Source organism: Acinetobacter sp. ACNIH3 (assembly GCF_002918965.1).
GTDB lineage: Bacteria > Pseudomonadota > Gammaproteobacteria > Pseudomonadales > Moraxellaceae > Acinetobacter > Acinetobacter schindleri.
This window is the reverse complement of the sequence record NZ_PQLP01000052.1, coordinates 1-15,631: the sequence shown is the minus strand read 5'-3', so window position 1 is coordinate 15,631 and position 15,631 is coordinate 1. Positions and strand designations below refer to the sequence as shown.

11 protein-coding genes, 2 pseudogenes and 1 riboswitch are annotated in these 15,631 nt (G+C 41.5%); of the genes and pseudogenes, 8 read left to right on the top strand and 5 right to left on the bottom strand.

Annotation, left to right across the window (positions count from 1 at the left end; all coding sequences use genetic code 11):
- The coding region (locus tag C3420_RS14590; protein ID WP_146048165.1) for an IS30 family transposase at window positions 1-246 on the top strand (246 nt) is incomplete at its 5' end.
- Window positions 247-254: 8 nt separating this feature from the next.
- Here C3420_RS14590 and C3420_RS17680 read toward each other — a convergent pair.
- Window positions 255-425 (bottom strand): annotated as a pseudogene (locus C3420_RS17680) (AraC family transcriptional regulator); the annotation flags it as partial.
- Between the two features lie 143 nt (window positions 426-568).
- On the opposite strand from C3420_RS17680, the gene C3420_RS14580 reads away from it, so the two are divergent.
- Window positions 569-1,447 carry a metal-dependent hydrolase gene (locus tag C3420_RS14580; RefSeq protein ID WP_103800924.1) on the top strand — a complete coding sequence of 293 codons (879 nt, stop codon included), beginning with the start codon at window positions 569-571 and terminating at the stop codon, window positions 1,445-1,447.
- Window positions 1,448-1,506: 59 nt separating this feature from the next.
- Here C3420_RS14580 and C3420_RS14575 read toward each other — a convergent pair whose 3' ends face one another.
- The 3 genes from C3420_RS14575 to C3420_RS14560 all read right to left on the bottom strand — a co-directional run bounded on the left by C3420_RS14575 (window position 1,507) and on the right by C3420_RS14560 (window position 5,016).
- On the bottom strand, window positions 1,507-2,499 hold the full coding sequence (locus C3420_RS14575) for a DUF2804 domain-containing protein (RefSeq protein WP_103800925.1): 993 nt from the start codon (window positions 2,497-2,499) through the stop codon (window positions 1,507-1,509).
- 662 nt (window positions 2,500-3,161) lie between these two features.
- Window positions 3,162-4,391 carry a tryptophan synthase subunit beta gene (gene trpB, locus C3420_RS14565; protein WP_004816119.1) on the bottom strand — a complete coding sequence of 410 codons (1,230 nt, stop codon included), beginning with the start codon at window positions 4,389-4,391 and terminating at the stop codon, window positions 3,162-3,164.
- Window positions 4,375-5,016 (bottom strand): phosphoribosylanthranilate isomerase, encoded by a 642-nt coding sequence (locus tag C3420_RS14560; RefSeq protein ID WP_004891499.1) that lies wholly within the window; start codon window positions 5,014-5,016, stop codon window positions 4,375-4,377. The genes trpB and C3420_RS14560 overlap by 17 nt, the downstream gene beginning before the upstream one ends.
- A 145-nt stretch (window positions 5,017-5,161) precedes the next feature.
- Window positions 5,162-5,368: riboswitch (cobalamin riboswitch) on the top strand.
- Window positions 5,369-5,405: 37 nt separating this feature from the next.
- Here C3420_RS14560 and C3420_RS14555 point away from each other — a divergent pair.
- The 6 genes and pseudogenes from C3420_RS14555 to C3420_RS14525 all read left to right on the top strand — a co-directional run.
- A complete protein-coding gene (locus tag C3420_RS14555) occupies window positions 5,406-7,244 on the top strand; it encodes a TonB-dependent receptor plug domain-containing protein (RefSeq protein WP_004891498.1) in 1,839 nt (612 codons plus the stop codon).
- Between the two features lie 95 nt (window positions 7,245-7,339).
- Entirely contained in the window at window positions 7,340-7,921 is a 582-nt protein-coding gene (locus tag C3420_RS14550; RefSeq protein ID WP_103800926.1) for a cob(I)yrinic acid a,c-diamide adenosyltransferase, read from the top strand.
- 148 nt (window positions 7,922-8,069) lie between these two features.
- The gene (locus C3420_RS14545; protein ID WP_103800927.1) at window positions 8,070-8,783 is read left to right on the top strand and encodes a glycerophosphodiester phosphodiesterase; all 714 of its coding nucleotides are present in this window, start codon (window positions 8,070-8,072) and stop codon (window positions 8,781-8,783) included.
- A 513-nt stretch (window positions 8,784-9,296) separates the two neighbouring features.
- Window positions 9,297-10,463, top strand: coding sequence for an acyl-CoA desaturase (locus tag C3420_RS14540; protein ID WP_103800928.1), 1,167 nt, complete (start codon window positions 9,297-9,299; stop codon window positions 10,461-10,463).
- 125 nt (window positions 10,464-10,588) lie between these two features.
- Entirely contained in the window at window positions 10,589-12,034 is a 1,446-nt protein-coding gene (locus tag C3420_RS14535; protein WP_103800929.1) for a protein adenylyltransferase SelO, read from the top strand.
- A 796-nt stretch (window positions 12,035-12,830) separates the two neighbouring features.
- Window positions 12,831-13,712, top strand: a pseudogene (locus C3420_RS14525) (KGG domain-containing protein); the annotation flags it as partial.
- 140 nt (window positions 13,713-13,852) lie between these two features.
- Here C3420_RS14525 and C3420_RS14520 read toward each other — a convergent pair.
- A complete protein-coding gene (locus C3420_RS14520) occupies window positions 13,853-15,535 on the bottom strand; it encodes a carboxypeptidase-like regulatory domain-containing protein (protein ID WP_103801024.1) in 1,683 nt (560 codons plus the stop codon).
- Window positions 15,536-15,631: the final 96 nt, after the last annotated feature.

The window sequence follows — 15,631 nt, the reverse complement described above, 5'->3', positions numbered from 1 at the left end:
AAAAATTTCTGTGACCCACATTCACCCTGGCAAAAAGGCACATGCGAAAATATGAATGGTTTAATTAGGCAATATTTACCTAAAGGGATTGATTTAAATCAGGCAGATCAGCATTATTTAAATCAAGTTGCCATGTCACTGAATACTCGTCCTAGAAAAGCGTTAGATTGGCTTACACCATTAGAGAAATTTGCTCAGCTTGTTGATTATCATAAGACTTTTCAAACTGTCGCACCTCATGTTTGAATTCGCCCTGTGTTTAATAACTCAAGAGGAACTTCAGTATCAAAAGGCTGGTCAATTAAATGGCGCAATGGGGTATTTAGATCTTTAAGAAAATCAGCCTGCAGGGGTTCTATATTCAGGCTGCGCAGATGCGTAGCCCACAGTTGAATATAACCATTTGATATTCGTATGTCCTGCATGTGTAATTCTCGATGAGTGGAGCAATTTGACAAGCTTTATTTTCATTTGGCGTAAAATGTATAAAAATTGGCAATAACTGTCAAAACAATTTGTGTAATAGTCGACATACTGTCAGCATCGACATCAACAAGAATGACAAAAGATGAATGCACCATTAAAAACAACTGTACAGCCGGTGGTTCGCACCAATCTTGACTTTAAACTTGATGAAATTCCTCGCTTCTGGTTTGGCGGTGATCCTTTCCTAACCCGTATGTTTGACGCCTTGAGCCTGACTTTCCCGGATGGTGAACGCTACTTCATTCAAAGCGTACGCCTGTTCCGCGACAAAATTGCCGATCCTGACCTGCAAAAACGTGTAGCAGACTTTATCCGTCAGGAAGCACAACACGGTATTGCGCATGAAAAGATGAACCAGATCATGAAACAGCAAGGTATGCCGGTAGATCAATTCATTCAGCGTTTAAACAGAATTTTTAAATTCGAACTGGAAAAACGCTCACCTCAATACAACATTGCCATGACCGCTGCGGCTGAGCATATGACTGCGCTGATGGCAGAAACCTTCTATGCTTATAAAGACACCTTGAAAGAAGCGCATCCTTATGTGCGAGCTCTATTTGCCTGGCATGCAATCGAGGAAATGGAACATCGTGATGTTGCATTTGATGTAATGAAACAAGTAGGTGATGTACCAGAAAATCTACGAAAGTTCACCTTAGCATGGACTAGTGTATTGATGATCGGCTTTACCATTTATCGGGCCAATGTGATGTTAAAGCATGATGGGTTTACGCCACGCCAACGTCTGCAGATGAATATTCGCGGCCTGCCATGGTTCTTTGGTAAAAAAGGCAAGCTGACCCGTATGGGCAAACAGTATCGTGACTGGTTTAAAAAGGATTTCCATCCTAGCCAGCATCCTGTGATTGCTCAATACGACGTCTGGGTAAAAACACTGAGTGAAACCGATGATCCAATTCAGGCGGGTGAAGCATTCTGGCGAGCAGCTAAAGACTAAAAAAATAAAAGTAAGAAAATAAAAAAGCCTTTAACTAAAGGCTTTTTTCTTGCTGATGATTACCATTTGGCATAATGCTGTTCAAGCAAAGCATATTCATCTAGCAATACATATTCCTGATCATCCTGCTGAATGGTCCCGGATACTCGTGCCTGCCATTGGCTAAACTGGCTACCGACCAGACGCAGATTCAGATTTTCATAACGGCGCCAGCCCGTAGTCACACGCAAATTTAGCTTCTCATCCAGTGAGTGTATACTCCACTGATTTTCTGATTCCTGCTGAAACAGCACGTCGGTCAAGGCATAAATCTTGCCGTTGACCCATAAACAGTTTTCATTGCCAAAGCTTTCATTCACGCCTGATGCAAGATTAATTCCAATCCGGTTCTGCTTGGTATCCCAGAAATTACAGGATAACCAGAACCATGCTGTTTCGGGACGCAAAAAACCACAGGTATCATCCAGTGAAGCAAAGGTACGTTCATTAAACTGGATGGTCTGCCCTTGCTTGTTAACGAAATATCCTTCACAGCCCAAAGTCGTTAATTTTTGGGTATAAGTCCAGCCATTAATACCTGTTGGACTACACATACTGAGTGGATCTGTTCCGGCACAGAAAATCCGGGCACTCAGCTTTATATCTCCATATTTGGTCACAGTGATATAACGCACACCATTGGCATGCTGAATTTCAATCTGGTATGGAGATTTATGAAAATAACTATGATTAAACAGCGGCTGTTCATCTAAAACAGTGTGACGTGACAGAAAATTGATCGCATTCCATTCCCGTACTTCATTGGTCTGATGATCATAGATATAGAAGAAACCATGCCCTGCCCAGGCAATATCAGCGATCGCTACGCCAATACTGTAGTGTTCATGCTGAATGCTACAGAATTTGAATTTTTTGTATTTAAGATGCTTACGCCAGCCGGCAACAATCTGGCCATAAGGAGTTTTGTACTGGTAAGCATTGTAATCGATACTTTTGGGAATCTCTTTGAAACGTCCGTAACGGGGTTGTCCATTTGCCTGAATTAAATCCATATAAGGCATTCCATCTAAGTCGGAGAGTTTATACAGCCGTGTTCAATATTATGCTAATTCCTTAGTCTTGATAAGGAAATTTTTCTACCGTTTATCGCCAAATTACTAGCAAGAATTTGATTTCATTTGAATCTTATTCTTTTTCTGAGGATCCAAAATTTTAGTTATCTGTATAGGAGACTTTTTTTGCGACATGGATGTCGCCCGTTGAGCAGCATTATCAGGATGTAATGTCTGCTGATTAAAAAGCCTTTGGTTACTTTGGGCTTTTCCAAAGTAATATCTACCTGCAGAAAAGTTTTTGAAGTATTTTTCTCAAACACCCATTTTCATTATAAGTCTGCATATTGATTCTTTATTAAATCATTACTTTTGTTTCGGCAAAAGTAACAAAACTATTTTGTAATGGCTGCAAGTATATCCCTATACCTCAGCCTTACGGCAACATCTATATTGTCTAACCGATCTGCTCATACGTAAGCATTAAAAAAGAAGGCTGTGACTCTCAATCCTTGCCTCCCCCTCCTTTTACAAAGAAGGAGGATTTTTATTGCATAAAAAAATCGCACTCAATTGCTTGAATACGATTTTTAAATCGTCCCAACCCTCCTTTTTTAAAGGAGGGCTATTCCCTCTTTCGTAAAGAGGGTTAGGGAGATTATTTACATCTCAACCATTTCTACGCCATCAATGCCTGCAACAGTCATCAAGTCTTTGTCACCGCGACCTGAAACAGTGGCAATGATGATCTGGTCTTTAGACATCGTTGGAGCAAGTTTAGTCACATATGCCATCGCATGTGAGCTTTCTAGCGCAGGAATAATACCTTCGATCTTGGTGAGGTCACGGAAACCTTGTAATGCTTCTTCATCATTGATCGGTACGTATTTCACGCGATCCATATCTTTCAGGAAGCTGTGTTCCGGTCCAACACCCGGATAATCCAGACCCGCAGAAATCGAATGCGTTTCGATAATCTGACCTTGTTCGTCAGACATCAGATAAGTACGGTTACCGTGTAGCACACCGACATGACCAGCATTCAATGGTGCAGAATGCTTACCACTTTCGATACCATGACCTGCTGCTTCAACGCCATACATTTTCACATCTTGATCATTCAGGAATGGATAGAATAAGCCCATCGCATTTGAACCACCGCCGACGCAAGCAACCAGAGCATCCGGAAGACGACCCGCCTGTTCCAGAATCTGACGGCGTGCTTCACGACCAATAATCGACTGGAAATCACGAACCAGTTGTGGATATGGATGTGGGCCTGCTACCGTCCCGATTGCATAATATGTGGTATCAACATTTGTCACCCAATCGCGCATTGCTTCATTCATGGCATCTTTCAAAGTCTTAGAGCCACTTTCTACTGCAACAACTTTTGCACCCAACAAACGCATACGATACACGTTCATGGCCTGACGTTTTACATCATCTGCGCCCATATATACAACACATTCAAGACCCAAACGCGCTGCGATGGTTGCTGTTGCAACACCATGCTGACCTGCACCAGTTTCCGCAATAATACGTTTTTTACCAGATAGTTTTGCTAACAGCGCCTGACCAATCGTGTTATTTACTTTATGCGAACCTGTATGGTTTAAGTCTTCACGTTTCAAGTAAATTTGCGCACCACCCAACTCTTTCGACCATCGTTCAGCATGATAAAGCGGACTTGGACGACCTACGTAGTAAGCGAGGTCACGGTCGAATTCTGCCAAAAACTGTTCGTCATTTTTCATACGGAAATACAGCTTCTCCAGGTCTTCCAGAGCTGCCATAAGTGTTTCTGACACAAAACGCCCGCCATGAATACCGAAATGCCCTTTTGCATCAGGGAATTGGGTATAGTCAATCACATTATTTTGCTGATCCACGTAGGACTCCTTGCATAAAGCGTTCGATGAGTTGTTGGTCTTTAATACCTTTTGCGGACTCGACACCGCCGCTCACGTCCACCGCATACGCATGTGTGGTGAGAATTGCCTGTTCGATATTGTCAGGATTTAACCCCCCTGCCAAGATCAAAGGAATATTGAGTTTAGGGAAAGTGGTCCAGTCAAAACTATGCCCTGTTCCACCTTTTAAGTCTGGATGCCATGCGTCTAACAGCACTGCACTTGCGCCTGCATCCTGATATTTTTGAATTTCAGCTACTACATCCAGACCGGGTTTGACCTGAATGGCTTTGTACCAACGGCGTCCAACCTGTCTGGCTATCGACCAACACTGCTCTGGAGTTTCATCACCATGAAATTGCAGGATATCCAGCGGCACGGTTTTTAAAATAGTCTGAATTTCATCGGCACTGCTATTTACGAATAATCCCACTGCCTGTACATAAGCGGGAACCGTCTGAATCAGTATTTCAGCCTGTGCTAAAGTCACACTACGTGGACTCGGCGGATAAAATACAAATCCAATCGCATCACAGCCTGCATTGACTACAGCATGTACATCTTCAACTCGGGTAATTCCACAAATTTTGGCACGGGTTCGCATATTGATTTGGCTCGAAAATTTCCTCAATGTCATAGCCGATCTATAAAATTGAGCAAATCATTGTAAAGCAATTTTTATAGCTTGCGTAAAGTTCGATCTGATATTTATTTATTCAGATTGTTTAAATGACATGCTCGACTTATACTGCGCTCAACTTGCAACAAGTCAAAGCTTTCTGCTTTAGGGAAGCTGGTGTAAATCCAGCACTGCCCCCGCAACGGTAAAAAATGAAATATCAATCAGTTTACACCACTGCATACAACGATATAGAGATGTGGGAAGGTGGATTGGCAGCATGGCAACGGCCCTGCACATTTAAGTCCGGATACCTGCTTGTTGTGTTCTTTAACTCAATCATTCACGGGGAGTGAATGTATGGAGCACATATCATGACTATTCAATTTCAGCCTGCTGCTTTAGCGGGTTCGATCGCACTTGCGTTGGGTTTCACATCTTCTGTTCATGCTGCTGAACAAAATATTGCTAGAGCATCTTTAAATACGATTGTAGTGACCGCTACACGTTCTGAGGAAAAAATTGAAAATGTGCCAGCGCGAATTTCGATTATTGAGCCACAAGTCCTTGAGCAATCTCCTATAGCCTCATTTCCTGAGCTTTTAAAATCAGAAGCTTCAGCAAATATTGTCCAATTAGGTGACTTGGGACAGCAATCCTCAATTTTTCTTCGGGGTACAAACTCGACTCAAACGCTAGTTCTACGGGATGGTGTCCGCTTAAATACCGCAACTACAGGTGCTGCAAGTATTCCTTTCCTTGATACGACCGATATCAAGCAAATTGAAATTCTCAAAGGCCCAGCATCTGTACTTTATGGAACAGATGCTATTGGTGGTGTGATACAACTCATTTCGAAAACGCCTGAAAAAACAAGTGCATTTGTTACTGGAGAAATCGGCGAAAATAAAACTTATAAATCATTGGTAGGCGCTGATCTGGCCGAAGACGGACTTTATGCCCAAATCCGTGGTCAACGCTTAGAAACAGATGGAACAGCAGTTAAAGAAATTAAAAATAACCCTAAAGCTGCTTTCGAACAAAAAGGCTATAGTGCCAAAATTGGTGTAGATAAAGATGCTTACGGTCTGTCTTTAGACTACAGCCAAAATGAAGGCAACAGCCAATATGATAATTTTGGTGCTTTGACCGATCAGGATTTCAAAAATGAAATTATTAACCTGAAAGGTCATATTCAAGTCCAGCCTTCTATTGAACTAAATGCACGATTATCTCAGTTCAAAGATGATCTGTATCAAAATGATCCTAATTACCTTGGCGAACTTGATTATGTATTAAGTAAAACTCAGGAAGCTGAACTATACGGTAAATGGCAAATCACCCCTCACCAAAATATTTTACTTGGTTCCACTTTCCAGAATATTAAAGGTGACGTTTTATCATATGGCAAAAAATATGATACCGACGTAGATTCTCAAGGTTATTACATTCAACACCAATACAATCATTCTGGCTTAAACACACAGGTTGGCCTTCGTATTGAAGATCATGAACAATATGGTACTCATACAATAGGACAGGCTGCTGTTCGCTATCAGATTCTGCCACTAACTAGTATTTATACAAATATCGGTACAGCTTTCCGTTCACCCACATTGAATGAGCTATATAGTTCATCTGGCAATCCGGATTTAAAACCGGAAGAAAGTATTTCTTATGAAATCGGTTTAGATCAAAAACTTACTTATGGGTTTAGTAGTGGTATTTCCCTATATCGAAATCAAGTAGATCATTTAATTGATGCGACTGGTGCAACGGGTTATAAATTTAAAAACTTGGACAAGGCGACATTTGAGGGTACTGAAGTTTACCTGAAATGGGCTGGCGAACATCTTTATGCGAATGCAACATACAATTATGTACGGGCCCAAGATGATTCCACAAATGAAGATTTGAGCCGTCGCCCTCGTCAAAAAGCAGCATTTACGACTGGTTGGCAGGAACCAACTTTTGGTTTTTCTACTACCCTGACTGCTAACTCATCTTCTGATAATAGCGCATACGATAATGTCCGTATTCCAGGTCATTTCAATATTGATATGCATGGTTATTACAACGTTAATGAAGCTGTGAAGTTATTTGCTAATATTCAAAATGTGGGTGATAGCAAATATCGTACAGCTTATGGTAGCGGCAGTTACTACATCAACGGTGGCCGACTCGCCTCTGCTGGTGTTACTTTCAAATATTAAGTTCACTACAGTTTAAATAAATACTTTTGAGAATCATGTCATGCCTATGGCATGATTCTTTTTATTTACAGCATTTAATTATTTAAGGATCTATTATGGGCCACCGTTTAAGTAAGATCTATACCCGTACCGGCGACTCAGGCACCACAGGTCTCGGTGATGGTTCACGCGTTGCCAAGGATGATTTACGTATCACCGCTTTGGGTGATGTCGATGAACTCAACGCAACCATTGGTGTATTACGCTCCCAGATCAGCATAAGTTCAATTGAAGATAAAGCGACTTGGGACAAATCACTTAGCCTGATCCAGCACTGGTTGTTTGATTTGGGTGGTGAGGTTTGTATTCCCGGTTTTAACTTGGTTCAACCGGTATCTATTGATTTTTTAGAAAATGATATTGACCGTATGAATGAAGCCTTACCAATGCTGAAAGACTTTATTTTGCCGGCTGGTTCATTGTCTTGTAGCTATGCCCATCAGGCGCGCGCTGTTTGCCGTAGAGCTGAGCGCAGTGTCATGTCTGTACACAGCCGTGACCAGAATATTCAGGCAACCTCAATTCAACTACTTAACCGCCTATCAGACTGGTTATTTGTAGCTTCACGTACTTTACAACGTGCTGAAGGCGGTTCTGAAGTACTATGGCAGAAAAATATCAATGAAACTATTGATTAATAAAACCGCTAAAACTTATTAAACTCCACAGAAAAATCTGCGTCGACGATCTTTGCAATAAAGTTCCAATGGCGCAGAATATCGTCATTGTTCCGTCATAATTATTCGACATCATGTATTTATCTTTATTTTTTCAGGTTATCGCAACATGCGTATAATCGGCCATCGTGGTGCGCGTGGGGAAGCACCAGAAAACACCCTCGGTGGATTTCAATATATTCAGGAAATCGGGATTCGCGCGGTTGAGTTTGACGTACGTCAACTTAAAGACAATGCCTTGATTATTATGCATGATGATAATTTTGTACGTACCACAGGCCAGCAAAAGCATCTCTATGAATGCAGCCGTGAAGAACTGTCCCCATATAATCATGCTGTACAATGGTCTGAATGGAATCAGGTTGAACCAACTCCCCTTTTAAACCAGACTTTAAATGTCATTCAGAACTTTGATCATATCGAAGTCGAAATAAAAGAAGTGGCTTCTGAAGCTGCCGCGGAACAAATCACCCTGGAATTACAGCAACAACTCCAGGGCTTTGAACATTCAGCTATTATTACCAGTTTTGATGCCAAAATTCATGCTGCACTGCAACAACAAAAATCACAGTTTAAGCGTGGTTTATTGATTGAAACTGATGTAAAACACAAAGCCATTGATCAGGCACTTAAACTGGGTTGTTGTCAGATTGGTTGGATGAATGAATTGGCCAACAAAGAAATGATTAAGGCAACTCAAACTGCCCAACTGAATATCAGTGTATGGACAGTCAACGATATTGAGCGTGCCAAAGAATTACGTGATTTAGGTGTACAAGGTTTAATTACTGATTATCCTAAACTTATGCTGCAACAACTCTAAAGATAATAAATTTTTTGTTTTCTCCACCTCTTAGATTTAAGAGGTTTTCTTTTAGTTATCAGATAGTGAAAAGCTGAGTAAACTTATTGCTATACATCTGTATCTAATCTTATTAACAGTGTACTCATTATGGAGAGCTTCCATGAAAGTACTGACCTGATGGTCATGACTGATAATACATTTTTAGAACTATTTGTTTTGAACTTATTTTTATATGACTAATACTGATACACGCATGAACTAAATAGAAATTTTCTGCTTCCTAACAGGTCAAATTCTTAATTTTGATGGTTAAAAACTGCACCTTATCACAGCTTAAAAATGTCACATTTCGTTTTAATTATTCTGTTACTCATAAGTACAATACACCTGTGCAATAAAGCTAGTGCCACCCTGTTGCCCATGTTAATATGCATAAGTTCAATCCCCTATAAAGCTTAGAGGATTTGGCCTTTTAGATATACCTTCCTAGGTTCAGAAACATCTTCCTAGGTTCCAGGAGTGCTGTTGGAGATGAATGCTCCCCTACCTCAAGCCCCAATTAACTGGGTCGCTGTATTTGCTTTGGTTGCATTGCCAATCGTAGCTGTCATTGCGATCCCGTTGTATGCGTATCACCATGATTTCAGTCTTGCTGCCTGGATCAGTATGTTTGTTTTACTTGGCGTCAGTAGCCTTGGTATTACAGCGGGTTACCATCGTCTTTGGGCACATCGTGCTTATGAAGCGACTTTACCACTAAAAATCATTCTGATGATCATGGGTACATTTGCTGTACAAAATAGTATTTTATACTGGGGCTCAGGTCACCGTACCCATCACCGCCATGTCGATGATGTCGAAAAAGATCCATACTCGATCACCAATGGTTTCTGGTATGCGCACCTAGGCTGGATGCTTCGTGATTATCCGGCAGCAGAACCGAACTACAAAAATGCACCTGACCTGCAGAATGACAAAGTCGTAATGTTCCAGCACAAGTACTATGTACCGCTGGTGATTGCTGTGCATGCTGCGATTCTGCTTCCTATTGGCTGGGCAGTAGGCGATGTCTGGGGTGTATTGTTACTCGGTGGTCTAGTTCGTCTGATCCTGAGCCATCACGTGACTTTCTTCATTAACTCATTGTGTCACATGTGGGGTTCACGTCCATATACCGATGAAAATACAGCACGTGATAACTTCTGGTTAGCAATTGCCACCTGGGGTGAGGGCTATCATAACTACCATCACATTTTCCAGTACGATTACCGTAATGGGGTGAAATGGTGGCAGTATGATCCAACAAAATGGTTAATCTGGACCTGCTCTAAACTGGGTCTGGCAAAAAACCTACGCCGTATTCCAAGCTTTAACATCAAGAAAGCTGAGCTGGCAATGAAGTTTAAATATGCCGAGCAAGATCTTGCCGTGTATGGTCATGATGTTAATGAAGACATTGCCAATGTCAAAAGCAAGATTGCCCTTGAATATGATGCTTTCACACAAACCCTGAATGACTGGGCCAAGCTGAAAGAAAAAGAAATTCAAGTGAAAAAGGCAGCAGTTGCTGAAAGAATCCATCAGATGGATGACAAGTTGAAAATGGAATTCCAGCTGGTGGAACAACGCCTGTCTCATCACCGTGAAACTTTGAATTTACTGGTTCGTAACCTGAAAAAAACGCCAGTATCTGAATAATTTAGATACTGTACAAATGCTCCGAATTCGGGGCATTTTCTATTTATAGCTGGTCAAAAATGATCAACAGTTTTCGTTATCATTCTTTGTTATAGTGAACTAAACACACGTTAAATCTGATTGCTATGCACTTTAATGCCCGTTATAACACGCTCCCTTCCCGCCTCTATCATCATCAACAACCGGTTCCATTAAAAGAACCTAAAGCAGGTCATTTCAATGAGGCTTTGGCTGATCGGCTGCAGTGGTCGGAACAGGACAAAGCTGAATGGATAGAAATTTGTAGTGGTCAGAAAACTTTTGCTGAATTTGAACCCCTCGCAATGGTATATGCCGGGCATCAGTTCGGCCAATGGGCAGGACAGCTCGGTGATGGACGCGGTCTGTTGATTGCGCAAATTCTGGATAAAAATAATCAGACTATTGATCTACATTTAAAAGGTGCCGGATCTACACCATATTCCCGCATGGGCGATGGTCGTGCTGTATTACGTTCAGTCATTCGTGAATATCTTGCAGGCCATGCCCTAAACTGTTTAGGTATTGCTTCCAGTAATGCTGTTGGTTTTACCTCCTCTGCTCAAGGGATTCAGCGTGAAAAACTTGAACCTGGCGCGATGATGTTACGGACCTCCGAGTGTCATATTCGTTTTGGTCATTTTGAATGGATCAATCAGTATCAAACTGAACTTTTAAGTGAATTTGCCCAAAAATGTATGGAGTGGCATTATCCAGAATGTCTTGAAGCAGAGCAGCCGATTCTGGCGTTTGCAACAAAAGTCATTCAACGTACGGCTGTGATGATTGCGAAGTGGCAACTGGTCGGCTTTGCTCATGGCGTCATGAATACCGACAACCTGAATATCACCGGTTCTACACTGGACTTTGGTCCTTATGGATTTATGGAGCGTTTCCGCCCGAACTGGATCAATAACCACTCGGATTATCAAGGGCGTTATACCTATCAACAGCAACCAAGTATTGCTCACTGGAATTTATGGCAATGGCTGAATAATCTTGTACCACTCTGCCCTACTGACTATGACAGGGAACAATGGAAGCAGGATTTAGCAGCTTGTTTAGAGCATTACGAGCCGACTTTCCTTGAGCACTATAAACTCGGTCTAAATCAGAAAATGGGCTTGCCAGGTTTTCATAAAGACAGTTTTGATTGTGCCATGGCGTTCCTGCGTATCTTGCAATCTGAGCAATTGGACTACACGCAAAGCTTTATCCGTTTGCAGAATAAAGAGTATGACGTCATTAAGGATGATTGCTTAGACCGTCGTGCTTTTGAAAGTTTCTTGAGCCAGTATGAAACTATTCGCGAGTTTCAAGATACCACTGAGCTGGATACGCAAATGACTAAAGCTAATCCATATTATATTTTGCGTAATCATATGGCCCAGAAAGCTATCGAGCTTGCTGAAGCAGATGACTTCTCAGAAGTAGATCGCCTGTTCAAGTTACTTGGCCAGCCATTTACCAAGCAATCAGAACTCGAACAGCCTGAAGATTTAGGCCCTTTACCAAGTGATGTCCCAGAAGTCATGGTGAGTTGTTCATCTTAATTTATTCACAACTTTCCACTAACCTGTGGATAATATTTAAATTATCCACAGCTTTTCTTTAAATTATTCAAAGCTTATGACCTTGCACCCAATAGCATCTGAAAATCACACTCTCTCAATGAGGTCAGTTGTACCCAATCGTTCAGTGAGAGCTGTGATGTATACAGTTAAGCTGAAAATTGAATATGGAGAAATGCTACGAGATATTTACCCTTATATCCGCACCGGTTGGCATACGAATAAAAAACCTTAAATTACAGGATTGGAAGAGCCAAATCTCGATGCCTCTCTAATCAAAGAGTTGATAAAAAACTCTTATCGACAGGTGGCTTTCAATTTATCTCGAATGAAGCAGAAAGGTCTTGAACTATATAAAGCAGATCAAATTATCTGCCTTCTAAAAAATTATTTATTATCTCCTATATTATTGTTATTTTTTATTTTCTTAATTCTTTTTAAATTTATAAATGAGCTTATTATTTTAATAAGATAATTAACAGACTTAACCTAGTAAAATTAAACATATAGTGAGACGTCTCAGAATATATACATAACTCCTATTTCTCTACTCTCTTTATTTTTATGCGTAAAATAATAAGATTGAATTGTCGTTCTCTGTAATTAAAAAATACAGATCGAATACTAACTCTTCATTTTCTAATAATAAAAATAAAAACTCGTATTACTATTTTTAAATTCAGTCACATAATATCCATTCTGTATTTAGCTTTTAGCTCCTACCTTAGTACAGGCAAATTAACCTTTGCTGAAAAAATAATTTAAAGGAAGGAAAAAAATGGCAACTCAAGATAATGATAACGATACAGATACTTCAAATCGCGGATTTGCAAGTATGGACTCCGAAAGACAACGAGAAATAGCAAGTCAAGGCGGTCGAGCTGCCCATGCCAGTGGAAATGCTCACGAATTTAGCTCTGAAGAAGCCAGAGAAGCAGGACGTGCGGCTCATCGAAGCGGTAATGCACATGAATTTACCTCAGAAGAAGCCCGTGAACCTGGTAGCCGTAGTCATTCAGGACGCCGCAGCAGCTATGATGAAGATGATGATGACGATCGCGGTCGTTCCAGCGGTCGAGGTCGTGACCGCAGCCATGATGACGATGATGATGACAATCGTGGCCGCTCAAGTGGTCGTGGACGTGGTCGCAGCCGTGATGACGATGATGATGACGATCGTAGCCGCTCAAGTGGTCGAGGTCGTGGTCGTAACCGTGATGACGATGATGAGGACGATCGTGGCCGCTCAAATGGTCGTGGTCGTAACCGTGATGACGATGATGAGGACGATCGCGGTCGTTCCAGCAGTCGAGGTCGTGGCCGCAGCCGTGATGACGATGATGATGACGATCGCAGCCGTTCCGGTGGTCGAGGTCGTGGCCGCAGCCGTGATGACAACGATGATGATCGCGGTCATTCTGGCGGTCGAGGACGTGGTCGCAGCCGTGATGACGATGATGATGACGATCGTGGCCGCTCAAATGGTCGAGGCCGTGGTCGCAGCCGTGATGACGATGATGATGACGATCGTGGCCGTTCAAGTAATCGTGGACGTGGTCGTAGCCGTGATGACGATGATGATGACGATCGCGGGCGTTCGGGAGGTCGAGGCGGAAGAAATACCCCGCCACGCGATGACCGAGGTCGCTTCACTTCCAGGTAAATTATTTGGGAGCAACCGGAAAGATATAGATGAAAGGTTTATATTTTTCTAAAAAGAAAAAATTTTGATTTTCTTATAAGTTTAAAGCGAGCAGATTAGTCTGCTCGCTTTTTTATATGATTTATTTATATGCTATTTTATTGAGTACGCTCTGGCGGATTTTCTATCCATCGGGAATTCGATGCCGATTGCATTAAAGCTTTCGCTGCTTTTGCGACAAACATCGAAACCTCGTCATCTACTTCCTCATTGTCGCTATAAAGCGGGAAAGTACCAGGCTGGTTCTGAATCACAATGTCATCAATAATCCAGCCACGGTATGCATTATAGTACTGATCGACAGTATCGAATTTAAACCGGATTTTAATATTGGATTGGCCCGCATATTCATCTAAAGAAATAGCTTCTTGCTGGGCAAATTGAGGCGCAAGGTTAAAGCCAAAGTTTGAGAATGGAATTGACCAGCGGTTATAATCTGTTTGTGGATCAGACAGTGGATTTAATCGCGCCAGTTTTTTAAATTCCTCTCCATTGACTGAAACTTCCACATCCATGGCATCATACCCTCTGCTACTTGGATTTACTGATTCAATTTCCCACCAGGTTTTAAAACTTAAGCTGATTGGTTTTTGTATAGTGCTCAGGTCAATTACTGGTGAAGTCAGTGTTCCATAATACGCCTGTTCTGACGTTCCGCCATTCAGTCTTGTTTCTACTGGCTGCCCTTCCTCGGTTAAAAGACTGGCTTCTTTATTTAAGAAACTACCTGCAACACCATTGCCATACCAATATGCATAATTGCCTTGAGCAGGATCTGGCAGTTTGCCATTACTGCTATCATCTGGTGCCAAGGTCACTAAACGGTTCACATCTTTATTGATAATCTTGTGATTTTTTTGCAGTAAAGACCATTTTGTTTCTTCAACTGTAGAGGCCTTTTCCCATTCATCTCGGGTAGCAGAGTCTTCTTCAAAAGTTTCCTGCCAAATACTGGTCGTAGCTTCAGTATTTGGTATCAAGGTAAATTGACTACCCCCTGAAATAGAGGAAGTCACTGCAACCTGCTTTGTTAGACTTATATACCCGGGTGCGCTGATCATAAGCGTTGCATTTTTTAAGGTATCGCCAAGCTCATCAGATACATTAAAAGCTAGACTGAAATATCCTTTCGCATCAGTTAATGCTGTAACGAATGCGCCATTGGTAGCGGCACCACCTGATAATGAAACCTGTGCATTTGCCAAAGGCTGACCTTGCGCCAAAACTTGCCCTGATAGTGTCCCAATAATTGCTTCATTTACCGGATGAATCGTTTCACATTCAGCATTATTACAAGTCAAAGGCACATTGATCGACAATTCCTTATTGGTATTTGTCGGATGAATAATGAATGGCACGATTGCAGTTTCAGAATGCTTTCTGACCAAAATATAGTAAATACCTGGTGCTAAATGAACTGAACCAGAAACACCCAAATGGTCTGTTGTATATTCTCGTGCCGAGGAAAAATCATTAATCACCGGAAGACGGTCATACTGGACAAAGAGACTGTGATCAACCGTATTATTATCAGAAATACTGGTGACATTATTACTCCATTGTGCAGCTGATAAAATTCGAATGTCAGCATCTGCAAGCGCCAGATGACTTGCATCAGTAATGATTAATCGTTCCACTCCATTTGCTGGCGTGACGGTTTCTTCCGGGGTCGTTTGAGATGGTGGTGTAGAGCTACCAGAACTGCCTGAATCTGAACCACAGCCAGTCATTATCATTCCCGTAGAGGCAAGCAGCATTGTTGCTATAATATTGAGTTTCATGAGTAAAATCCTTATTAAAATAATAAATTAATTCTTATAATTCGCCTTTTAATAGGTATTTATTTTTATTATTAAGAAGCCTAAAAAATATATAAC